This window comes from Pseudomonas sp. GL_103, from assembly GCF_057835175.1.
The window spans coordinates 1,491,895-1,513,339 of the sequence record NZ_CM174420.1; the positions used below are offsets into that span (position 1 = coordinate 1,491,895).

General features: G+C 60.1%; 19 protein-coding genes, 1 tRNA gene and 2 pseudogenes. 10 read left to right on the forward strand and 12 right to left on the reverse strand.

The genetic code is table 11. The annotated features are described in order from the left end of the window. Window positions 1-58 precede the first annotated feature (58 nt). From AC3IP0_RS06745 to AC3IP0_RS06755, 3 genes are all read left to right on the forward strand, one after another. Window positions 59-1,252, forward strand: a complete 1,194-nt coding sequence (locus AC3IP0_RS06745) for a CaiB/BaiF CoA transferase family protein (protein WP_489326964.1) — start codon at window positions 59-61, stop codon at window positions 1,250-1,252. Next, window positions 1,249-2,175: a hydroxymethylglutaryl-CoA lyase gene (locus AC3IP0_RS06750; protein WP_489326966.1), complete on the forward strand. Its 927-nt coding sequence runs from the start codon at window positions 1,249-1,251 to the stop codon at window positions 2,173-2,175. The genes AC3IP0_RS06745 and AC3IP0_RS06750 overlap by 4 nt, the downstream gene beginning before the upstream one ends. A gap of 185 nt (window positions 2,176-2,360) precedes the next feature. Further along, on the forward strand, window positions 2,361-3,692 hold the full coding sequence (locus AC3IP0_RS06755; protein WP_489326967.1) for an MFS transporter: 1,332 nt from the start codon (window positions 2,361-2,363) through the stop codon (window positions 3,690-3,692). Between the two features lie 78 nt (window positions 3,693-3,770). Here the strand turns inward: AC3IP0_RS06755 and AC3IP0_RS06760 are convergent, their stop codons facing one another. Then, window positions 3,771-4,259: a DMT family transporter gene (locus tag AC3IP0_RS06760; protein ID WP_489318698.1), complete on the reverse strand. Its 489-nt coding sequence runs from the start codon at window positions 4,257-4,259 to the stop codon at window positions 3,771-3,773. A gap of 77 nt (window positions 4,260-4,336) precedes the next feature. Here AC3IP0_RS06760 and AC3IP0_RS06765 point away from each other — a divergent pair, with 77 nt between their 5' ends. Next, window positions 4,337-5,245, forward strand: coding sequence for a LysR family transcriptional regulator (locus AC3IP0_RS06765; RefSeq protein ID WP_489318699.1), 909 nt, complete (start codon window positions 4,337-4,339; stop codon window positions 5,243-5,245). A 20-nt stretch (window positions 5,246-5,265) separates the two neighbouring features. Here the strand turns inward: AC3IP0_RS06765 and AC3IP0_RS06770 are convergent, their stop codons facing one another. Continuing rightward, window positions 5,266-5,550 carry a type II toxin-antitoxin system RelE/ParE family toxin gene (locus tag AC3IP0_RS06770; protein ID WP_489318700.1) on the reverse strand — a complete coding sequence of 95 codons (285 nt, stop codon included), beginning with the start codon at window positions 5,548-5,550 and terminating at the stop codon, window positions 5,266-5,268. After that, complete coding sequence (locus AC3IP0_RS06775) at window positions 5,540-5,779, reverse strand: CopG family ribbon-helix-helix protein (RefSeq protein WP_150727562.1); 240 nt, start codon at window positions 5,777-5,779, stop codon at window positions 5,540-5,542. Before AC3IP0_RS06775 ends, AC3IP0_RS06770 begins: the two co-directional genes overlap by 11 nt. 153 nt (window positions 5,780-5,932) lie before the next feature. Here AC3IP0_RS06775 and AC3IP0_RS06780 point away from each other — a divergent pair, with 153 nt between their 5' ends. The 6 genes from AC3IP0_RS06780 (at window position 5,933) to tam (ending at window position 11,403) form a co-directional block, all read left to right on the forward strand. Then, complete coding sequence (locus AC3IP0_RS06780) at window positions 5,933-6,571, forward strand: LysE family translocator (protein WP_489326969.1); 639 nt, start codon at window positions 5,933-5,935, stop codon at window positions 6,569-6,571. A gap of 79 nt (window positions 6,572-6,650) precedes the next feature. Further along, window positions 6,651-7,997: a sensor domain-containing protein gene (locus AC3IP0_RS06785; RefSeq protein ID WP_489326971.1), complete on the forward strand. Its 1,347-nt coding sequence runs from the start codon at window positions 6,651-6,653 to the stop codon at window positions 7,995-7,997. Window positions 7,998-8,115: 118 nt separating this feature from the next. Then, window positions 8,116-8,274, forward strand: a complete 159-nt coding sequence (locus tag AC3IP0_RS06790) for a KGG domain-containing protein (protein WP_489318703.1) — start codon at window positions 8,116-8,118, stop codon at window positions 8,272-8,274. Between the two features lie 72 nt (window positions 8,275-8,346). Continuing rightward, window positions 8,347-8,850 (forward strand): DUF4142 domain-containing protein, encoded by a 504-nt coding sequence (locus tag AC3IP0_RS06795; RefSeq protein ID WP_489327785.1) that lies wholly within the window; start codon window positions 8,347-8,349, stop codon window positions 8,848-8,850. Between the two features lie 433 nt (window positions 8,851-9,283). Further along, window positions 9,284-10,369, forward strand: coding sequence for a type I restriction endonuclease (locus AC3IP0_RS06800; RefSeq protein WP_489326973.1), 1,086 nt, complete (start codon window positions 9,284-9,286; stop codon window positions 10,367-10,369). Between the two features lie 263 nt (window positions 10,370-10,632). Next, the gene (tam, locus tag AC3IP0_RS06805) at window positions 10,633-11,403 is read left to right on the forward strand and encodes a trans-aconitate 2-methyltransferase (RefSeq protein ID WP_489318704.1); all 771 of its coding nucleotides are present in this window, start codon (window positions 10,633-10,635) and stop codon (window positions 11,401-11,403) included. Window positions 11,404-11,776: 373 nt separating this feature from the next. Here tam and AC3IP0_RS06810 read toward each other — a convergent pair. The 9 genes and pseudogenes from AC3IP0_RS06810 to uca all read right to left on the reverse strand — a co-directional run. Continuing rightward, a pseudogene (locus AC3IP0_RS06810) lies at window positions 11,777-12,031 on the reverse strand (type II toxin-antitoxin system HicB family antitoxin); the annotation flags it as partial. A 77-nt stretch (window positions 12,032-12,108) separates the two neighbouring features. Next, the gene (locus AC3IP0_RS06815; protein ID WP_007997797.1) at window positions 12,109-12,378 is read right to left on the reverse strand and encodes a hypothetical protein; all 270 of its coding nucleotides are present in this window, start codon (window positions 12,376-12,378) and stop codon (window positions 12,109-12,111) included. A 448-nt stretch (window positions 12,379-12,826) separates the two neighbouring features. Further along, a pseudogene (locus tag AC3IP0_RS06820) lies at window positions 12,827-13,000 on the reverse strand (transcriptional regulator); the annotation flags it as partial. 240 nt (window positions 13,001-13,240) lie between these two features. Continuing rightward, window positions 13,241-13,314, reverse strand: a tRNA-Gly gene (locus tag AC3IP0_RS06825). Window positions 13,315-13,495: 181 nt separating this feature from the next. Continuing rightward, a complete protein-coding gene (locus AC3IP0_RS06830; protein ID WP_489318705.1) occupies window positions 13,496-14,380 on the reverse strand; it encodes an alpha/beta fold hydrolase in 885 nt (294 codons plus the stop codon). Between the two features lie 312 nt (window positions 14,381-14,692). Next, window positions 14,693-15,385 carry a pseudouridine synthase gene (locus tag AC3IP0_RS06835; protein WP_489318706.1) on the reverse strand — a complete coding sequence of 231 codons (693 nt, stop codon included), beginning with the start codon at window positions 15,383-15,385 and terminating at the stop codon, window positions 14,693-14,695. Window positions 15,386-15,419: 34 nt separating this feature from the next. Continuing rightward, window positions 15,420-15,638, reverse strand: a complete 219-nt coding sequence (locus tag AC3IP0_RS06840; protein ID WP_489318707.1) for a cysteine-rich CWC family protein — start codon at window positions 15,636-15,638, stop codon at window positions 15,420-15,422. A gap of 196 nt (window positions 15,639-15,834) precedes the next feature. Beyond that, window positions 15,835-17,613, reverse strand: a complete 1,779-nt coding sequence (atzF, locus tag AC3IP0_RS06845) for an allophanate hydrolase (protein ID WP_489318708.1) — start codon at window positions 17,611-17,613, stop codon at window positions 15,835-15,837. 25 nt (window positions 17,614-17,638) lie between these two features. Further along, window positions 17,639-21,283, reverse strand: coding sequence for an urea carboxylase (gene uca / locus AC3IP0_RS06850; RefSeq protein WP_489326975.1), 3,645 nt, complete (start codon window positions 21,281-21,283; stop codon window positions 17,639-17,641). Window positions 21,284-21,445 lie beyond the last annotated feature (162 nt).

Below are 21,445 nucleotides of genomic sequence, written 5' to 3' on the forward strand. Positions count from 1 at the left end.
CCCGAGCCCCCTGTCCTCTAGCCTTGGCGCATATTCCAAGAACAAGAGGTACCCCGCGATGACTGCTCCCTTGAGTGCGATCAAAGTGATCGAGATCGGCACGCTGATCGCCGCGCCGTTTGCGGCGCGCATGCTGGCCGAGTTCGGCGCCGAGGTGATCAAGATCGAAGCCATGGGCCAGGGCGATCCCCTGCGTAAATGGCGCAAGCTGCACGAAGGCACCTCGCTGTGGTGGTACCTGCAATCGCGCAACAAGAAGTCCCTGGCACTGAACCTCAAATCCCCCGAAGGCATTGAACTGGTCAAGCAACTGGCGACCAGCGCCGATGTGTTGATCGAAAACCTGCGCCCCGGCGCCCTGGAGAAACTCGGCCTCGGTTGGGACGTGTTGCACGCGCTCAATCCCAACCTGACGCTGGTGCGGATTTCCGGTTACGGCCAGACCGGTCCGTACCGCGATCGTCCGGGTTTCGGTGCCATAGGCGAGGCCATGGGTGGGATTCGCTACACCACCGGCACCCCCGGTTCGCCACCGGCGCGGGTCGGCGTCAGCCTTGGCGATTCCCTGGCTTCGCTGCACGCGGTGATCGGCGCGCTGATGTCGCTGCTAAGGGTCAAGACCGGGCAGGGCGGCGGGCAGATCGTCGATGTGTCCCTGGCCGAAAGCGTGTTCAACGTCATGGAAAGCCTGGTGCCGGAATACGACATGCTGGGCCATGTGCGTGAACGCAGCGGTGGCGCCTTGCCGGGTATCGCGCCGTCCAACACCTATCTGACGGCTGATGGCGCCTACGTGGTGATCGCCGGCAACAGCGATCCGATCTACAAGCGCCTGATGCAAACCATCGGCCGCCCCGATCTGGCCGAGGCGCCGGAATTCGCCCATAACGATGGGCGTGCAGCCAAGAGCAATCTGCTCGACGCGGCCATCACCCACTGGACCAGCAGTCTGCCCATCGACGAGGTGCTGGCCGCCCTGGAAACCGCCGAAGTCCCGGCCGGCCGCATCTATTCGGTGGCCGACATCGTCGCCGATCCGCACTATCAGGCGCGGGACATGCTGCTCAATGCCGAGCTGCCCGGTGGTGCCACGGTGAAGATGCCGGGCATCGTGCCGAAACTCTCCGAGACACCCGGCGGCGTGAACTGGTCCGGCCCCGGGCTGGGCCAGCACACCGACGGCATCCTCGCGCAATTGGGCCTGACCGCGATGGACATCGAACGCCTGAAAGTTGAAGGAGTGGTGCAATGATCACCGATTATTCCGACAGCCTGATCGTGCAGGAAGTGTCCCCGCGCGACGGTTTGCAAATCGAGCCGACCTGGGTTGAAACCGACGACAAGATTGCCCTGATCGATCAACTGTCGCAGGCTGGATTCGGCCGCATCGAAGCCGGTTCGTTCGTGTCGCCCAAGGCCATTCCGGCGCTGCGCGATGGCGAACTGGTGTTCAAGGGCATCGCCCGGCAACCGGGGGTGATCTACGTCGCGTTGATCCCCAACCTCAAAGGTGCGCAACGGGCGCTGGCGTGCCGTGCCGATGAGCTGAACCTGGTGATGTCCGCCAGCCAGACCCACAACCTGGCGAACATGCGTATGCGCTGTGAAGATTCATTGGCCGCGTTCGGCGAGATTGTGCAGTTCGTTGGCGACAGTCCCGTGCGACTCAACGCCAGCATCGCCACCACCTTCGGCTGCCCGTTCGAAGGCAAGATCGATGAGGACCGCGTACTGCAAATCGTCGAGGCCTATCAGGAACTCGGCATCCAGGGCATCACCCTGGCCGACACCACGGGCATGGCCAATCCGCGTCAGGTCGACCGACTGGTGCGCCGGGTACTGCAGCGGGTGTCTCCGACGGACCTGACCCTGCATTTTCACAATACCCGCAGCCTTGGCCTGTGCAACGTGCTGGCTGCCTACGAGGCCGGTGCCCGACGCTTCGATGCGGCCCTCGGTGGCCTCGGCGGCTGCCCGTTTGCGCCGGGGGCGTCGGGAAACATCTGCACCGAGGATCTGGTGAACCTGTGCGATGAAGTCGGTATTCATACCGGCATCGATTTGCCGCTGCTACTGAAACTGTCCCGGGGACTGCCGGCGCTGCTCGGCCATGAAGTACCCGGTCAACTGGCCAAGGCCGGGCGCAATTGTGACCTGCACCCCGTGCCTTCCTGACCCAATCGAAACCCTGTGGGAGCGGGCTTGCTCGCGAAGACGGAGTGTCAGTCGACATCACTGCTGAATGTCAGACCGCTTTCGCGAGCAAGCCCGCTCCCACAGTAAAAGCATTCATATAGCCCCACTCAACCAGACAACAAAAACAATCGGACACCCAAGGGAAGTCCGCCTGGAGAACCACAATGAGCCTTAATGCACTGGAGGCCGGCGCGAGCCCGGCCGTTAGCCACGACGAAGAAAAAGCCCTGGTCAGCAAAGTCGCCTGGCGTCTGATGCCGCTGATCATGGTCTGCTACCTGTTCGCCTTTTTCGACCGCATCAACATCAGCTTCGCCAAGTTTCAGTTGCAGACCGACCTGAGCCTGAGCGACACCGCTTATGGCCTGGGTGCCGGGTTGTTCGTGGTCGGTTATGTGATTTTCGAAGTGCCCAGCAACATGATGCTGTACAAGGTCGGCGCCCGGCGCTGGATCGCCCGGATCATGATGTCCTGGGGCCTGGCCACGGCGGCCATGGTGTTCGTTAACAGCGAATGGCAGTTCTACGTGCTGCGCTTCGTGATCGGCGCGATGGAGGCGGGGTTTGCCCCGGGCGTGTTGTATTACCTGACGTTGTGGTTCCCGCAGCACTACCGCGGACGCATCACCTCGATGCTGTTCCTGGCGTCGGCGTTCGCCGGCCTGGTGGGCGCGCCGTTCTCCGGCCTGGTGTTGCAACACCTCGACGGCGTGCTGCAAATGCGTGGCTGGCACTGGCTGTTCCTGCTCGGTGGCGTGCCGTGCATCGGCCTCGGTTTGCTGGTGCTGACCCTGCTCAAGGATCGCATCGAAGATGCTCATTGGCTGACGCCATCGGAGAAGACCCTGCTGGCCAGCCGCATAGCTCAGCATGAGCCGCACAAGAGTGGCGGTTCGCTGCTCGCCGCGCTGCGGATTCCGGGTTTCCTGACCTTGGGCCTGATCTATTTCCTGATTCAGGTAGCGTCCTACGGCTTGAATTTCTGGGCGCCGCAACTGATCCGCAGCGCCGGCACCGAAAGTCCGGTAATGATCGGCTTGCTGACGGCCATCCCGTACATCTGCGGTGCCATCAGCATGGTGGTGATCGGACGCCTGTCCGATGCTACTGGCGAGCGACGCAAGTTTGTCGCCGGTCTGGTGGCGGTCGGTGCGATCGGGTTCTTCTGCGCAGGGATCTTCGCCAACCACACGACCTTCCTGATTGTCGCGCTGGGCCTGCTCGGTGCCGGGATCATCGCCTCCATCCCGAGCTTCTGGACCCTGCCGCCGAAACTGCTGGCCGGCGCCGGCGCGGGCGCTGCCGGCGGGATCGCGGTGATCAACACCCTGGGCCAGTTCGGCGGCATCGTCAGCCCGGTGATGGTCGGCCGGATCAAGGACCTGACCGGCAGCACCACACCGGCGCTGTATGTCATTGGTGTGTGTGCGCTGATTGCGGTGGCGCTGTTGCTGTGGGGGTTGCCGCAGAAGTTGCGCACACTCGATAAGTTTTAAAAGATCGCAGCCTTCGGCAGCGCCTGCTCGGACCACGCATCCCCGTAGGAGCTGCCGGAGGCTGCGATCTTTTGATCTTCAAGAAGTCGCTGTCATCGCTTTTTGCGCCGCGTCACTGAACTGAATCAACACCACCCCGGCCATCAACAGCACCACCCCAACCACCTTTGGCAAGGTGAGCTGCCGTTCCATCAACCCAAACCAGCCGAAATGATCCAGCAACAACGACGCCACCACTTGCCCCGCCAGCGCCAATGCCATGAACCCCGCGGCACCCAGCTTGGGCAGCAGCACCAATGCCAGGGAAATGAAGATCACCCCAAAAGCGCCACCGGCCCACACCCAAAGCGGCGCCTTGCTGATGAATGCCAGTGACGGCAATGGCAAGCGCATCGCAACGATGATCGGCAACAGCACGATAACGCTCACCAGCAACGAGGCGAGCGTCGCCCACAACGGATGGCCCAACCCGCGCCCGAGATTGACGTTGATCGCGCTCTGAAACGGCACCACCGCCCCGGCGATCATCGCCAGCCCCATCAGACCGGCCCAATGCAACGTACTCATGATCGATCTCCAACAGGTTTTGCTGGACTCTAGGGTATTCGTCGCGCAGATTTAAATTCCGTTTTGTTATCCAGAACATGCAGCAGATGAATGATCTACGACGCATCGACCTCAATTTGCTGGTGATCCTCGACGCCTTGCTCAGCGAGCAACACGTGACCCGGGCGGCCGAGCGTCTGCACTTGAGCCAGCCAGCGGTCAGTCATGCGCTGGCGCGTTTACGTGACCTGCTCGGCGATCCGCTGCTGGTGCGCGCCGGTGCCGGCCTTGTACCGACTCCGCGAGCGCTGGAACTGGTGGCACCGCTGGCCGAAGCCCTGGCCCAGGTGCAAGCGTTGCTGGCGCCGAACGCTTTCGATCCCGCGACCACCCGGCGCACCTTCCGCCTGGCGATGTCCGACTACGGCGCCGCCATTGTCTTGCCGGGTCTGATCCGGACCTTGCGCCGCGAAGCGCCGGGCATCGACCTGCAAATCAGCCATGGCAGCCGCGAAAGCATGCTCGAAGGGGTGCTCAACGGTGACATTGATGTCGCCGCCGGTGTATTCCCGGAAATGCCCAACGAATTGCGCAGCACAGCGCTGTTCGATGAGCACTACGCCTGCCTTGTGGACCGCAACAGCCTGCCCGCCGATGGTGTCCTCGACCTGGCCACTTATCTGGCACGCCCCCACGTCCTGCTGGAAATGCGCGGCAGCGGTACCCCGGAGATCGAGCGCGCCTTGACTGCATTGCGCGAGCGCCGGCGTGTCGCCATCAGCCTGCCGCACTGGAGCGTCGCCCCGCAGCTCATCAGCGGCACCGACCTGATCCTCACCGTCGCGTCGCGCGGATTGCGCGATATCGATGAGTCCTCATTGGTTGTCGTGCCACCGCCGTTTCACATTCCATCGTTCACCTTTGTGTTGGCGTGGCATAAACGGCGGGGTGGGGATCAGGCGTTGAACTGGTTGAATCGCAGGATTGGGGAGGGGATCGATCGCTAGAGACTTTTCTAAAATGGCCTTTACCAATTGGACGGTGGCAGGCGACGCGTATGAAAAATTCGTAGTACCTGAAGCCGACCTTGGCGAACCCGGTAGGGAATCAAATAGGGGCGATCAGGCATGACCCATTCCCGGGTACCGGGTAAGCGTCCTTCACGACCCGTCGCTGGAAATCGGGCAAGGTGATCGACACTGGCGAGAATCGTCTGGACAAAATCTGCTGCAGCTTCTGGATTTTCGATGGCGATGTACGCGGCTTCGTCATCCAGATTCTTTAACGCCGTACGCAACCACTCAACGCGCATTCGCCGTCCACTTGTCAGCCATTGCGTTCACTTCTTCTTGTGTCGCGAAGTCACCTTCATCGGCTTCTTTCAAGGCTTTCTGAATTTCCTCGATTTGCCACGCTTCACGGGCCAGGTATTCACGCAGCGCATCCACGGCCAGAAATGATTTGCTGCGGCCCGTTGCTTTGGAAAGACTCGCGAGAGTATCGGCGATTTCGTCTGGTATGCGCAGGGACATAACTGACATGGCGGTCTCGATGTAGTGGTTTGTAATACAACATACTACACCGTCATCAGTGAGGTGGGACCAGTCCGTTCGTCTGTCGAGATGTTTCAGTCGACAGGCAATGACCTGATATAGACTGGCCACCATTCACCAAGCAGTTCAAAAGGACTCCCCATGACCCCATCCTTGCTAATGGCCGTGCTTGCCTCGGGTTTTATCTACGGCATCACCCCGGGACCGGGTGTGCTGGCGGTATTCGGCATTGGCGCGGCCCATGGGCGACGGGCCGGGGCGGGGTTTCTGTGCGGGCATCTGTTCGGTGATGTGGTGTGGTGCAGCACGGCGCTGATCGCGATTGTCGGTGCGCGAGAGATCGGCAGTACCGCGTTCGACGTGCTCGGTGTGCTCAGCGGCCTGTACCTGTTCTGGCTCGGCTGGCGTGCGGTGCGCGCCCGCCGCAGCAGCGCTGATGCGCCGCAGGGCCCGGCGCGGCAGCCGTTTTGGCACGGCATTCTGTTTGGTTTGACCAATCCCAAGGCCTACCCGGTGGCGGTGGCGACGTTCACGGCACTGCTGTCGAGCCGCGCGGAACTGCTCAACTGGTCAATGCTGCCGGCGCTGATCGCCCTGAGTTTCGTTGGCGGTTTGCTCGCCTACGCTATTCTCATTGGCGTTGTCGGTGCGCGGCGGGTGCGCAGCTTGTACCAGCGTCATGAACTGGCCATCACCCGGTTGTGCGGGGTGATGTTCATCGGATTCGCCATCAACGCGCTGGTACATGCGTTGCCGGGGCTGATGCCGAACAAGGCTTGAACGTGATCACAAGGATGCAAGACTGACGGGGCAGGGATGATTGATGAGCGCTGCATTATCGGGACGCCCACGCTGAACCATGGAAAACCGGAATTCCGCGCCGCTGGCGAGCTATATCGATCTGTTGCTGGACGCCGTCTGTGCGGTGGACAAACAAGGCCGCTTCGTCTTCGTCAGCGCAGCGTGCGAACGTATTTTCGGCTACAGCGCCGATGAGATGATCGGCGAGGCGATGATCGATATGGTGCACCCGGGCGATCGCCAGCGCACCCTCGACGCCGCCCGGGAAATCATGGGCGGCGAGCCCAAGCTCAACTTCGAAAACCGTTACCTGCGCAAGGATGGCAGCGTGGTGCATATCCTCTGGTCGGCACGCTGGTCCGAGGACGATCAGTTGCGCATCGCGGTGGCTCGCGACATCACCGAACGCAAGCAGGCCGAATCCCGGCAGGCAGCGTTGTATGCGATTTCCGAGGCGGCCCATGCGGCAGAGGATCTGCTGGCGTTGTTCAAGCGCATCCACATGATCATCGGCGAATGGCTGCCGGCACTGAATTTTTCCGTGGCGCTGTACGACGAGCACTGCGCACAGCTGAATTTCCCTTATCACGTCGATGACCACGAGCCACAGCCCGAACAACCCGGAACCATGACCGGGCGCCTGTGCGCCGAGGTAATCCGCACGGGGCTGCCGATCCTGTTGACCCCGGACCAGTGCCCACCTCCTGCCGGTTTCGAAATGCTGCAGACCGAGCAGGACGCACCCTGTTGGCTGGGTGTGCCGCTGAACTCTCAAAACGGCACCATCGGCGCGTTGATCGTCAAAAGCATTCCGGGCGGCGAGCGCTACACCGAGCAAGACAAGGAACTGCTGCAATACGTCTGCGCCCAGGTCGCGACAGCCATTGAGCGCAAGCAACTGCATGCCCGCCTGCAATACATGGCCCAGTATGACCAACTGACCCAGTTACCCAACCGTGAACTGCTGCGCGACCGGCTCAAGGCATCGCTGCAAGTGGCCCGCGAGGACCGCGGGCGCATGGCGCTGTTGTACGTCGACCTCGACCGCTTCAAGCAAGTCAACGACACCCATGGCCACGCGGTCGGCGACATGCTGCTGCAAGCGGTGGCCAACCGGCTCAAGGGCTGTGTGCGGGAAACCGACACCGTGGCACGCATCGGCGGCGATGAGTTCGTGGTGTTGCTGCACAGCATTCGCGCTGCGGGCGATACCGACATCGTGGTCGAGAAAATCCGTCAGGTCCTGGCCCAGCCCCTGCGACTGGACGGGCACAGCCTGAACATCCGGCCAAGTATCGGCGTCGCCCGATACCCCGATCACGGCACCGAAGAGAAGCAATTGCTCCGGCATGCCGACGAGGCGATGTACTGCGCCAAACGCGAGCATCACCTGCGACTGGTCTGAAAACCCGGGCACCGTTCGTCGTGGCATCCACGTAATTTTCTAAACCTTTTGGGACGCGCAAATTCAGATTCTATGCGGGCTACGGCTCGCCGCGACTACCACCAAGAGGAAGAGAATCATGCCTGATTCAAGAAACTCGAACTCGGGGAACTTTGCCAACGATCGAACGAAGGCCTCTGAATCCGGTCGCAAGGGTGGGAAAACCACCACTACGACCGTCGATAAAGACCCGGCGAAACCCGATATGGGCCGCAAGGGCGGTCAGAAATCCCGCTAAAGGATGCCGGTGGTTTTGATTGAGAGGCGGGGGCGAAAGCTCCCGTTTGAATTTGAAGAGGAGGGCGCGACCATGAACCGGATGGCCACCCGATTATGTAATACCAGTCTTGCCACATTACTGGGCCTGTTTGCCAGCGGCGTCTTTGCCCAGTCGACTGCCGAATTCATCGACGAGGCCTCGGCAAAGGGTATTGCCGATATTGAAGCAAGTCGCCTGGCGCACCAGAAAGCCGAGTCCAAAGAGGTCAAGGACTACACCATTATCGTCATCAACGACCGCACCACCGCGAACCAGCACTTGGCGAAAATCGCTAAACAATTGGATATACCGATCGCCCCCCGGGAAGAAATTGTCGAAAAGGCCAAAGCCCTGATGCCACAAGTCATGGATGGGGCGACCTACGACGAGGCCTATACCGCCAGTCAGGTGAAGACCACCCAGGAAGCCATCGATCAGTTGCAGCAGGAGGCGCAGACCACCGACGTGCCGCAAATCAAGGCATTCGCCGAAGAAACCCTGCCTAAATTGCAAAATCATCTGCAAATGGCCAAGGCGCTGCAGGCCAAAAGTTGAACGCAAGGTTTGAACGCAAACGGCGCGGGGCTTCAGTCACGCGCCGTTTTTCTGTTCAGCACTGATCCAGATGCGGCTTGGGATTATGCGTTGGGTTCAGGCCATTGAGGTCAAACACTTCGTTTTCACCCATGGCGCGGTAATGCCTGCGCAGCGTCTCCAGGAACGTCCGGGGTTATCGACCCAGAGGGTGAGTTTCTTCGCGTTTTTTGCGAATTTCATGACCGTGTTCTTTGTAGGGGATGAACCTGAAGTTCAGGCATCGGTGACGAGATGAAAGTTTGGCTGGTGTTGCAACCCAATGAAGCACGGCGGTGGGCAAGATCTTAATTCTTGGTGGGATTCTTCCTTTGTGTCGGTTTGTGTCTAGTATCAATGGCAGTCAATTTGCCAGCATGTGTTCACACGGATCGAAACCGAAAAGAGGCTACTCATGGAATTCTTCGAAAAGTTAGCAAGTCTCGCTGCCAAAGTTCGTTTGCAGAGCGCTGCCATTCAAACGGAAGAAGCGACCAAGAATGCTTTTGTCATGCCCTTTATCAGCACGGTACTGGGCTACGATGTTTTCGATCCGACGGAAGTGACACCTGAATTCGTTTGCGATATAGGAACGAAGAAAGGGGAGAAAATTGACTACGCAATCATGAAGGCAGGAGAGGTACAGATCCTCATCGAGTGCAAGAAAATAGGCGAGCCACTGCACATCAATCATGCCTCCCAACTGTTTCGCTATTTCCATGTCACCAGTGCTCGAATTTCCATTCTCACTAACGGTCAGGTCTATAAGTTTTTCACTGATCTGGATGCGCCGAACAAGATGGACGAGAAGCCATTCCTTGAACTCGACCTGCTGGATATCGACGAGTATTCCGTCCCAGAGTTGGTGAAACTCACCAAATCTGCATTCGATGTGGATTCGATCATCAGCGCCGCAGGTGAGTTGAAGTACGTCAGCCAAATCAAAAAGGTGATTGCTTCTCAGGTCAGCAAGCCGGACGACGATTTTGTGAAAGTCTTCGCTTCACGTGTTTACGACGGGGTGATTACTCAAAAGGTCCGCGAGCAGTTCCATGAGCTCACGAGAAAGGCCGTGGTGCAGTTTCTCAACGAGCAAATCAATGACAGGCTCAAGTCGGCAATGAGTGGCGCCATCCAACCTGCGCTCGCCTCTTTACCGGTCGCTACCGGTGAAACTGAGCAACCCGATGTTCGAGATGAGTCAGAGGACAAGGTTCTGACGACATTGGAAGAACTGGAGGGCTATCACATCGTCCGGGCCGTGGTTCGGTCGGTTGTTGATGCCAAGCGGATTGTTCAGCGCGACACCCAGAGTTACTTCGGCATTCTGCTTGACGACAACAACCGCAAACCGATCTGCCGACTGCACTTCAACCGATCACAGAAATACATCGGCATATTTGACGAAGAGAAGAATGAAACCCGGCATGCAATAAATTCCGTCGATGACATTTATGAGTACTCGGATCATTTGAAGAAGACTGTCGGGTATTACGATTAAGACTGCTGTCCAGCGACGAAAAAAACTGGCCAATAGAGCCTAGGTCGATCAGTTAAGGTGAAAAATCTGTGGGAGCGAGCTTGCTCGCGATAGCGCCATGTCAGTCGACGACGATGTTGACTGTGCAATCGCCATCGCGAGCAAGCTCGCTCCCACAGGAATTTTCGCGCCAAAGGTGGAATAGAGCAGAACCTATTGGCCGATGTATCGTAGTGAACTGGTTGTCTGCCCAGATCACGACAACACACCGACAGGAGAACGCAATGAGTTGGTCCGCCAAACAGTACGTCGCTTTTGAAGATGAACGCACCCGTCCCGCCCGTGACCTGCTGGCGGCCGTCCCCGCCGGGGACGTGCGCTCGGCCATCGATATCGGTTGTGGGCCCGGTAACTCCACCGAGTTGCTGGTGGAGCGTTTTGCCGATGCCACGGTGCGCGGGCTGGACAGTTCCAGCGACATGATCGAAGCCGCTCGCAAGCGCTTGCCGCAAGTGCAGTTCGACATCGCCGACATCGACACCTGGAATGACAGCGGTCCGTTCGAGGTGATTTTCGCCAACGCGGTGTTGCAGTGGGTGCCTGATCACGCCACGTTGCTACCGTCGCTGGTGAGCAAACTGGCGCCTGGTGGCAGCTTGGCCGTCCAGATGCCTGACAACCTGAATGAACACTCGCACCGCTTGATGCGTGAAGTCGCCGCTGATGGCCCATGGGTCGGCAAACTGGCAGGCGCCGCCGGGCAGAGGACCGAAATGGCCGATGCCAGCGGTTATTACTCGATACTCAAAGCCTGTTGCACCCGCGTCGATGTGTGGCGCACCACTTACCATCATCCGCTCGCGGGTGGTGCGTCTGGGGTGGTGGAGTGGTTCAAGGGCAGTGGCTTGCGGCCGTTTCTCGATCCGCTGGATGAGGCGGAACGGGCGCAGTATCTGAAGCAATATCAGACTGCTATCGAACGGGCGTATCCGGCAATGGCCGATGGTTCGGTGCTGCTGCCGTTTCCGCGACTGTTTATCGTTGCGACCCGCTGATGCAAAACAGGGACAGTTGATGAGCGTCAACTGTCCCTGTTTTACAGCTTGGAAAAATCATTGCGGCTTGATCTTTTTTGAGCGTCGGGCGCTCAAGTACTCAAAGGTAAACGAGGCAAAGCCGAACAACCCGATCAATGAAATGATCATGATTCCCAACTCTGAATTGTGCATGTTGATCTCGGGGGCGAAGGGTGAGCCGGGAGAATAAGGGATCAACTGCCGGGCTCAACGCAGCTCTACGGCTTCTTTACTCGCATGCGGTGATCTATACGCAAAAGATATGAGTTTCTGGGTGGCAGTGTCACATTCAGCGCTGAACACTGACCCACTGTTTTGAGTCATGTCAGGGGCTCCACTCAGTTCACTCGATCACGTCGATCTCCACCAGTGCCCACGTACAGCCTGCGTACTTTGGATTGGCTGCATGCAGGGTAACGCTGCTGGCTGAGGGGAAGGGTGCACCGTTCTCGGCGAGCATTTCGAAATGCTCCTCAATGGCTTGTTGAGCCATGGCTATTGCATCTTCCAGATCTTCACCGGCGCTAAAACAACCAGGTACATCCGGGACTTCCACGCCCCACGCATGTTCGTCGTCGCCCATGGAAATCGCAATCGGGTAAAACATGTTCATGGTCCTCCGTGAACACAGCGGGTGGGGTTATGAATCCCAAAGGGCGCCCCCGAAAGGCGCCGGGTGGACTGTCAGGATGGTTCTGCATCCATACGTCGAGCGATAACGTCCAGCACATCGCAACCGTCGCGCAATGGCACGCAGCACAGTAATGCGAAGTCGCTGAGTACAACTGAGTCAGAGGTCAGGTCGCCGCGCATCGCGAGGTTTTCAAGAAGCTGCGTCACGGCGCGAATTCTGTAGCTGGCGGTGCTGAGCAGGGAGTGCAGGGGTTGGGTGGTGTTGACGTAGAGGGAGGGGAGGTCGTCGGCGTTGCTGGTTAAAGCCATGAATTCTTTCATGAGTGATTTCCTTGAATCGAGGTGATCTACCACTCAGTGTCGCCAAACAATGGGTGGCAGCTGTACGCGGGTTGGCGAACCGGGACAAGGCAAACCGGTAGACCCTGGGGTCTCCCACGCACAGCCGCCAAAAAAAGGCAGGTGAGTGCGTTCAGAAACGCTCCGAGATAGCTCGGAGGTTTCTGTGCTTTGCCATCGAGTCGCCAAACCCGATACGCCATTTGGGCGCGGTCGGACTATAGGTCTCATGACAAAGGCACAGCAATGCGCAAGTCTACGGACATTTCCCAGTGTCGTGTAGGACGTTGCTTATTCTGGCGTTGATCTCCGTTGGGCCTTTAAAAGTGGGCCCTTAACACTAGCGTTGGCAGGCGCATCACCAAATCCCGCACACAAAAAAACCGGCCACTTGGACCGGTTTTTTCTTTCTTGGCATCTCCCGTCAGACAACCTGTTCTGAGGGCAGCATCGGATAATGCTCGTCTTCATATTTTTCGATAAGCAGCGCCAGAATTTCCAGCTCATCACCTTCAGGCGAGCCGATTTCAGCCCCCCACAACTGCTTAACGCGAGCAAATGCAACGGTGAGGTCTTCTTGGCTGCGAATAGGATTAATGCTCATTTCACGGTCTCCGCGTTGATCTGATCGTACTGGGCATGGATACGAGCGTTGATTACAGCCAAGCCGCAATTGAGACAACGGAGGGAGGAAGGTTTTTTGTGTCTTTTCAATTCCGCTGAAGCATTCAATGAGGGTAACGCCCCCCAAATCCAGCCCATAAAAAAACCGGCCATCAAGGCCGGTTTTTTCTGTCTTTACATCCCCCGTCAAAACCACCCTGACGTGAGATCAAAATTCGATTGGAGCGGGTGAAGGGAATCGAACCCTCGTTATCAGCTTGGGAAGCTGGAGTAATGCCATTATACGACACCCGCTCAGAGCGGTGACTTTGTACCAGATACGGCCGCGGATTTGAAGTTTTTCTTTACGTGGAGCGGGTTTAACGCAGATGTGACAAAAAAGCCCGGATGGCATGACGGTCGATCGCGGGCAAGCCTCGCGCCTGCAGAATACGTTTAACGCAGCAGGGCGGGGCTTGCTCGCGATGACGCTACTTCAGCTTGCCAATGCATGGTGTTCCTGGACGTTGTGGTAACGCGGTCGGCTTTCGAGTTGCGCTGGTTTCAGGAAGCCCATCAGTGCGTTACGGCTGTCTCGGCAGGCGGCTTTGTGCTCCATGTCGAGAAAGTGGCCGGTGGCCTGAATGGTACTGAACGTGCTGTGTTGCACGTGGCCGGCGAACAGCCGGGCGCCATCGGCGGCTGTGTATTCGTCCCATTCGCCGTTCATAAACAGCACAGGCACGTTGATTTTCTGCGCGGCTTTGAAAAAGCACTGGCGATCACTGTGCAGCAAGTCGCTGATGTGGAAGTGCATCTGCCCGTATTCATGCTCGGCCAGGGAACTGACGTGCCGATAATTGAAGCGCTTGAATAACGTTGGCAGGTGTTTGCCGATGGTGCTGTTCACCAGGTTGCCGACCCGGTCCCCGTCCCGGTTGCCGAGGTAATCCACGCCGCGCTCGAGGTAATCGAGCATATGCGAGTTGATTTCCGGGGAGAACGAGCTGATCACCGCTTTTTCAATGCGTCGCGGCTGTTGGGAAAGCGCGACCATGGTCGCCGCACCGCCCCAGGAAAACGACAGCACGTGCTCGGCGGCGAAGTGGTCGATCAGCTCAAGAAGGATCTGCCCTTCGATTTCCTTGGTGAGCATTTTTTCATGCAGGTTGTGGGCTTTTGACCGGCCCGCGTAGGGCTGGTCGTAGCAGACGACGTTGAACTGCGGATGGAGGTTTTTCACGGTTTGTGCAAACGACGCAGTCGTGGCCATCGAGCCGTTGACCAAGATAATGGTCTTCTCTGCGGCGTCTGCGCGATAGAACTCCGTGTAAACCCGATACTGACCCTGTATATCCAGCACAGCGATTTCTGGCCTCATGTCATAAGACTCCTGGCAAGCGGGTATGCGCGCAATAGAGATTGCACGAGCTTTGTGACAGGTAGGCATACGCCTGGAATTTGAGAGGCCCATGTCGATCCATTGCAGTCCGGTCGACGGGTATTGTTATTGGCGGGCAGTCTGCCGGATGAGGCCGGAACCCAAGGGTTCCTACCGGCAAAAAGTTTCTTAGAAGTATGGGGTGACTCGTCGGTCACATTTCGGCCGACGTCCTGATTCAAGCAGGGGTCACGTCATCGCGCAAGTGCCATTGGTAAATTGTTCGACAACTTCTGCTGAGCGGTCGCTGGCTTAGATCGATCCGATCTCTTCATCGCTCAGTGGGCGGTATTCGCCCGGTTTCAACGCGTCGTCGAGCACCAGCGGCCCCATGCGTTCGCGGTGCAGGCGCATCACCTTGTTGTTGAAGTGGCCGAACATGCGCTTGACCTGGTGATAACGGCCCTCAACGATGCTCAGGCGTGCGCATTTTGGCCCGAGCAGCTCTAGCCCGGCCGGTTGCGTGGTGAGGTCTTCGAAGGCGAAGTACAGCCCTTGGCTGAACGTGATCGCGTATTCGGGGCCGATGTCCTGCTCGGTTTCGACGTAATAGACCTTGGGCAGTTTGGTCTGCGGTTGGGTCAGGCGTCGCGACCAGCTGCCGTCGTTGGTGATCAGCATCAGGCCGGTGGTATTGAAGTCCAGGCGTCCGGCGATGTGCAGTTCGTCCTTGTCCGGTTCATGGATCAGATCGAGCACGGTCGGGTGTTGCGGATCTCGAGTGGCGCTGACGCAGCCGGCGGGCTTGTGCAACATGAAATGGCGCAGGGGCTTGCCGACCTGCAGCACGTCATTGTCGACTTCGACGCGGCTGAATTCGCGGACTTCAGTGTGCGGGTCGCCGACGACTTTTCCGTCAACCCTGACGCGCTTTTCCACCAGCAACAGGCGCACCTGCTTGCGGTTGAAGCACGGCAGGTTGCTGAGGAAACGGTCGACACGCATGACTTAAGGATCGGTAAAGAAAGGGGCGCGCATCTTACTTGATCGACCCGGACGCTGCTTGCAACTGCGCCTCGACCTCGGCGCAGCGCGGGCACAGGCACGAGGCGTCGCGCAGTTCCGCCGGCAGCGCCTGGAGCACGGCCGGGTCGATGCTGACGCCGTAGCACCAGCAGGCGCGGTCGGCGGTTCGCGGGTCGGCCAGGGTGCAGTCGTTGGGTGCGCCGCAGGCGGGGCAGAGGTCAGGCAGGCTCATGATGAATAGTCATAGCTGGAGTAAGGTTTTTCCACGCAGGTTCAATTACGGCCGGTTTGCTTGGCCCGATACGTCGCATGATCCGCCCGCGACAGCAGGCTGTGCAAGGTGTCATCGGGCTGCAGGGTGGTGAGACCGCTTTTGTGGCGAGGGGACAAGCCCCCTCGCCACAAATGCTCCCACAGGGTGAGTGTGTTTAGCCCAGTGTGTTCAGATACATCCGCCACCCTCCCAAATGGCTGATGTTCACCGCGCCCTCCAACCCATAGGCCTCGCAGATAAACCCGCTCTCCCAGCGACCATCCGCCAGTTGCACCTTGCCCAGCCCCAGCGGCGCCGGAATCCCGGTCAGGAACGAACCCAGTTCACGGCTCGGCAACTCCCAGACTTCCACCGCAATCGCCACGCCGCCATCCTTCACGCGGACCATGCCCGGACGAAACGGCGGGCCGCCGGCCAGGGCATGGAGTTGATAATCCGGCGAGCTGAATGTCGTTTCCACCAACCGGGCACCGCGCTGCTTGAGCTGCCAGTTCAACGCCAACCCGTCCAGATGCGCACCACAGACCACCAGTCGCGCTCGATCATGGCGGGCAACCGTCGTCGGTGCCGGTGCGGTCAAGCCTTGCTGACGCTGCAAGGCATCCGCCACGCTCAGAAGATACTGATCGGTAAAGGCCCGGCCAAACAGCGTTACGCCCCAGGGCATGCTGTTGTCCATGAACGCACTGGGCACGGCGACGGCGGCGTAGTCGAGCAGGTTCATGAAGTTGGTGTAGTAGCCCAGTTCCGAATTGCGCAGCACCGGTTCGGCCTCGAGTTCCGCCAGCGTCACCGGACGGCCGATGGTTGGCGTGACGACGCAGTCCAGGCCTTCCAGCGCTGTGTCGCACAGGGCTTTGAGCGCTTGCAGCCGATATTGGGCGCGGAAGGTTTGCACGCCGTCGACGGCGGGTGCCTTGGCCAACACGGCGCGAATCACCGGCAACACGGCCTCCGGGTTTTGCGCCATCAACTCCCCGGCCACGCTGTAGCGCTCGGCCACCCACGGGCCTTCATAGAGCAAGCGTGCGGCCTCCAGAAACGGCGACAGGTCCAGTTCCACCGCTTCGCCGCCCAGGGCCTTGAGGCGGTCGATGGCATCACCGAACAACAGCGGGCCTTCAGGGCAACCGAAGAATTGCAGGTCCTGTGCACGGGGGACGCCGAAACGGAAGGGGCGTGGTGTGCCGAACGCCGAGCCGTCGTTCCACAGCGGGTTGCTGCGGCTGTATTCGTCCCGTGGGTCGAGGCGCGCGGTGAGCGCCAGCAACTGACTGGCTTCCCGCGCCGTGGCGGTGAAGGTGGTGACGCAATCCAGCGTACGACAGGCCGGAACCACGCCGGCCGTCGAAATCAGGCCTTTGGTGGCTTTCAGGCCGACCAGATTGTTCAACGCCGCCGGCACACGCCCGGAGCCGGCGGTGTCTGTGCCCAGCGCAAAACTCGCGACCCCGAGCGCCACCGCCAGCGACGATCCGGCGCTGGAACCGCCCGAGGGATACTCCGGCAACACGCTGTTGGGGCATGCGCCGTACGGTGAGCGGCTGCCGTTGAGCCCCGTGGCGAACTGGTCGAGGTTGGTTTTTCCCAACGGAATCGCACCGAGGGCCAGCAGTTGTTCGACGATGGTCGCCGAACGCTCCGGCACGTAGGCAAATGCCGGGCACGCCGCCGTGGTCGGAATGCCCGCCAGGTCGATGTTGTCCTTGATCGCGAACGGCACGCCGTACAGCGGCAGGCTGTCGAGGTCGCGACCGTCGAGGGCGGCGAGGTAAGGCTCCAGTTCATCGACACTGAGCAAGTGGATGAACAGGTGATAGTCCGGGTTCAGCGCCGCGGCTTTGTCCCGAAGTTGCAGCAGCAATTGCCGTGGCGTGGTGCGGCCGTCGCGATAAGCGCCGCGCAGGGCGTCGAGTTGCAGATTGATGTTCATGGCATGAGTCCTTTTCAACATGGGTTCAGTCAAGTTCCAGCACCACGACGCGCTGCCCGGCGCGAACCGCCGAACCCGGTTGCACGCGAATCTCGCGCACCACGCCGGCCATCGGGGCGAGCAGGGGGATTTCCATCTTCATCGACTCCAGGATCACCAGCACATCGCCGGCCTCGACGCGGCTACCGGTCTCGACCTGAACCTGCCAGAGGTTGCCGGCGATGTGGCTGTCGACGCTCTGCTGGCCGTTTTCCAGCGGTGCATCTTCGGTGGCCTCCGGGGCCAGTTCTTCACTGTCGAAATGCGCCTGGCCACTGGCGATCCAGCGTTCGCGCTCGGCATTGAATGCGCCTTTTTGCTGATCGCGAAACGCCTCGATGGTCTCGGCTTCCCGGGCCAGGAACGCCTGGTAATCCGCCAGGTTCAACTGACTGTGCTCGATGCTCAGGTCGAAGCGCCCGAGGGGGAAATCCCGGCGGATGCGCAGCAGTTCATCGGCGCTGACCGGGTAGAAACGGATCTGGTCGAAAAACCGCAGCAACCAGGGTTTGCCATCGAACGCGGCGACTTCGCGGTAGCGGTTCCACATCTGCAACGTGCGCCCGACAAACTGATAGCCGCCGGGGCCTTCCATGCCGTAGACGCACATGTAGGCGCCACCGATGCCTACCGAGTTTTCCGCGGTCCAGGTGCGCGCCGGGTTGTACTTGGTGGTCACCAGGCGATGGCGCGGGTCGAGCGGGGTGGCGACCGGTGCGCCGAGGTAAACGTCGCCCAGGCCCATCACCAGGTAACTGGCGTCGAACACCGTGCGCTGCACTTCGTCGAGGTTCGGCAGGTCGTTGATGCGGCGGATGAACTCCAGGTTGCTCGGGCACCACGGCGCGTCCTTGCGCACCGTGGTCATGTATTTCTCGATGGCCAATTGGCACGCCGGGTCGTCCCAGGACAGTGGCAGATGCACGAAGCGCGAGGGCACTTGCAGGTCCTTGGCGGCGCATACGGCGTCCCATTCGCCGGCAACGATGCCGAGCAGGTCGGACAGTGGCAGTTGTTCGGGTTGATAGTGGATTTGCAGGGAACGGATGCCAGGTGTCAGGTCGATCACGCCGTGCAGGTCTTTGCTTTCCAGCGCCTGCATCAGGGCGTGGGCGCGAAAGCGCAGGACCAGGTCCAGTTCGGGGGCGCCGATTTCCAGCAGCAGATGGGTGTCGCCGGACAGCCTTGCCACCAGGCGTGTGTCGTCCTGCCCAATGTCCAATACAACAGGCGACACCATCCCCTGTGGGAGCGGGCTTGCTCGCGAAAGCGGTGCTTCAGACACATCAATGTTGACTGACACGCCCTCTTCGCGAGCAAGCCCGCTCCCACATTGATCCCATTTCAAGGCCAGGGTGCGGGCAGTCTTGAGGTCGACGGGGGAGAACTGCACCTTGTCCCCAGCCTTGAGCTGCCCCAGTTGCCAAAGATCCGCCTCGATCACGGTCACCGGACACACGAACCCGCCAAGGCTCGGGCCATCCGGACCGAGGATCACCGGCATGTCTCCGGTAAAATCCACCGCGCCGATCGCATACGGATTGTCGTGGATGTTCGACGGATGCAAACCGGCTTCACCACCGTCGGCACGCACCCACTCAGGCTTCGGCCCGATCAGGCGCACACCGGTGCGGCTGGAGTTGAAATGCACTTCCCACTGCGTGGCGAAGAAGGTGCCGATGTAGTTTTCCGTGAAGTATTCCGGGGCGCCGTGGGGGCCGTAGATCACCCGGATCTGCCGAATCGCCGGCAACTCGGTGACCTGCTCTTCAGCCAGTTGCTGACCGGCACGGCGGTCATTCAGGGCCGGCAGGTGCAACACATCACCGGCTCGCAACGCGCGGCCACCGTGGCCGCCAAACTGGCCGAGGGTGAAGGTGCTTTTGCTGCCCAGATAATCCGGTACTTGCAGGCCGCCACGCAGGCACAGATAGCTGCGCACACCCGCGCCGGCAATGGTGCCGAGGCTCAAGGTGGATCCTGCGGCGACCAACAGCGCAGTGTTCATCGGCACAGCTTCGCCGTTGAGCTGCAATGGAATCACCGCCCCGGTCACCGCCAACACCGTCTCGCAATTGAAGCGCAGCAACGGCCCGCTCATGGTGATTTCCAGCGCCGCCGCGCCTTCGTCATTGCCCAGCAAACGGTTGCCCAGACGCAGCGCCCGACTGTCCATCGGCCCCGATGGCGGCACGCCAACCGCCCAGTAACCGAGGCGCCCGGGGTAGTCCTGAATGCTGGTCTGGGTACCGGCGCTGAGCACTTCAAAGGTGTTGGCCTGATAGACCAGTCCTTCCAGGCAACGAGTCCACGGCTGGCCGCTGGCGAAAGGCACATCGAGCAGAATCTGCCGCAGGTAGTCGCGGTTGGTTTCCACGCCGTAGAGCAGGCTGACCCCCAGCGCCTGATGCAGATCCGCGGTGGCCTCTTCGCGAGTCGGCGCCCAACTGATGACCTTGGCGATCATCGGGTCGAAGTAGGGCGGGATCTCGCAGCCAGCCTCGACCCAGGTGTCGATACGCAGTTCAATGCCATTGGCTACCGGGAAATCCACGGCGGTGAGCAAGCCCGGGCTGGGTTGAAAGTCGCGGCCCGGATCTTCGGCATACAACCGCGCCTGGATCGCATGGCCCACCGGTTGCAAACCCTGCATCAGTTCGCTCAGGGGCGGCAGGTCACCGGCCGCCAGTTGCACCATCCAGCGCACCAGGTCGACGCCCCACACCTGTTCGGTGACACCGTGTTCCACCTGCAAACGGGTGTTCACCTCCAGGAAATAGAAGCGCTGGGCCTCGCTGTCGAACACAAACTCCACGGTGCCGGCGCTGCGGTAATTCACTGCCTTGGCCAATTTGATCGCCGCCGCGCACAGCTCTTCGGCCATGCCGTCGGGCAGGTTCGGTGCCGGGGTTTCTTCGAGGACTTTCTGGTTGCGGCGCTGTACCGAGCAGTCGCGCACGCCGAGGGCGATCACTTCGCCGCGACCGTCGCCGAACACCTGCACTTCCAGATGGCGGGCGCGCTGGATGTACTTCTCGATGAACACCCCGGCGTCGCTGAAATTGTTCTGGCCCAGACGCTTGACCGCTTCGAAGGATTCGCTCAACTCGGCCGCGCTGCGGCACACGCGCATGCCGATGCCGCCACCGCCGGCGGTACTCTTGAGCATCACCGGGTAGCCGACCTGTTCACCGGCCAGCAGCGCTGCATCGAGGCTGTCGAGCAGTTCGGTGCCTTCGAGCATCGGCACGCCATGTTGTTTGGCCAGGGCGCGGGCGGTGTGCTTGAGGCCGAACACCCGCAGTTGTTCGGGCGTCGGGCCGATGAAGGCGATGTTGGCGTCCTCGCAGGCTTCGGCGAATGCGGCGTTTTCTGAAAGAAAGCCGTAGCCGGGATGGATCGCGGTGGCGCCGCTGGACTTGGCGATGGCGAGGATCTTGTCCACCGCAAGATAAGTTCCAGCCGCTGCACCTTCACCGAGGCTGTGGGCTTCATCGGCTTGCAGGATGTGCAGGCTGGCGGCATCGGCTTCGGAGTACACGGCAACGCCCTGCACTTGCAGCTCCCGCAAGGTCCGCAGGATGCGGCAGGCAATGGCGCCACGGTTGGCAATCAGGACTTTTTCGAACATGGCATAACCCCCGGAGGCGATAGCGCATCAGCCTCGACTGGGATGCGGGCCGTCCCGCAGTTTTTCGAAAGGCATCGGGGTCGTCCCCGGTGGCAGAATCAGATTTCTTCAAATCACCGCCGAACCCCTGTGGGAGCGAGCTTGCTCGCGATGGCGTCAGCA

Coding starts and splice junctions, on each gene's coding strand:
- AC3IP0_RS06765 (WP_489318699.1), top strand. CDS start 4,337: ATGCAGCAGATGAATGATCTACGACGCATCGACCTCAATTTGCTGGTG.
- AC3IP0_RS06790 (WP_489318703.1), top strand. CDS start 8,116: ATGCCTGATTCAAGAAACTCGAACTCGGGGAACTTTGCCAACGATCGA.
- AC3IP0_RS06785 (WP_489326971.1), top strand. CDS start 6,651: ATGGAAAACCGGAATTCCGCGCCGCTGGCGAGCTATATCGATCTGTTG.
- uca (WP_489326975.1), bottom strand. CDS start 21,283: ATGTTCGAAAAAGTCCTGATTGCCAACCGTGGCGCCATTGCCTGCCGC.
- AC3IP0_RS06750 (WP_489326966.1), top strand. CDS start 1,249: ATGATCACCGATTATTCCGACAGCCTGATCGTGCAGGAAGTGTCCCCG.
- AC3IP0_RS06795 (WP_489327785.1), top strand. CDS start 8,347: ATGAACCGGATGGCCACCCGATTATGTAATACCAGTCTTGCCACATTA.
- AC3IP0_RS06755 (WP_489326967.1), top strand. CDS start 2,361: ATGAGCCTTAATGCACTGGAGGCCGGCGCGAGCCCGGCCGTTAGCCAC.
- tam (WP_489318704.1), top strand. CDS start 10,633: ATGAGTTGGTCCGCCAAACAGTACGTCGCTTTTGAAGATGAACGCACC.
- AC3IP0_RS06745 (WP_489326964.1), top strand. CDS start 59: ATGACTGCTCCCTTGAGTGCGATCAAAGTGATCGAGATCGGCACGCTG.
- AC3IP0_RS06815 (WP_007997797.1), bottom strand. CDS start 12,378: ATGAAAGAATTCATGGCTTTAACCAGCAACGCCGACGACCTCCCCTCC.
- AC3IP0_RS06780 (WP_489326969.1), top strand. CDS start 5,933: ATGACCCCATCCTTGCTAATGGCCGTGCTTGCCTCGGGTTTTATCTAC.
- AC3IP0_RS06840 (WP_489318707.1), bottom strand. CDS start 15,638: ATGAGCCTGCCTGACCTCTGCCCCGCCTGCGGCGCACCCAACGACTGC.
- AC3IP0_RS06775 (WP_150727562.1), bottom strand. CDS start 5,779: ATGTCAGTTATGTCCCTGCGCATACCAGACGAAATCGCCGATACTCTC.
- AC3IP0_RS06760 (WP_489318698.1), bottom strand. CDS start 4,259: ATGAGTACGTTGCATTGGGCCGGTCTGATGGGGCTGGCGATGATCGCC.
- AC3IP0_RS06770 (WP_489318700.1), bottom strand. CDS start 5,550: ATGCGCGTTGAGTGGTTGCGTACGGCGTTAAAGAATCTGGATGACGAA.
- atzF (WP_489318708.1), bottom strand. CDS start 17,613: ATGAACATCAATCTGCAACTCGACGCCCTGCGCGGCGCTTATCGCGAC.
- AC3IP0_RS06830 (WP_489318705.1), bottom strand. CDS start 14,380: ATGAGGCCAGAAATCGCTGTGCTGGATATACAGGGTCAGTATCGGGTT.
- AC3IP0_RS06835 (WP_489318706.1), bottom strand. CDS start 15,385: ATGCGTGTCGACCGTTTCCTCAGCAACCTGCCGTGCTTCAACCGCAAG.
- AC3IP0_RS06800 (WP_489326973.1), top strand. CDS start 9,284: ATGGAATTCTTCGAAAAGTTAGCAAGTCTCGCTGCCAAAGTTCGTTTG.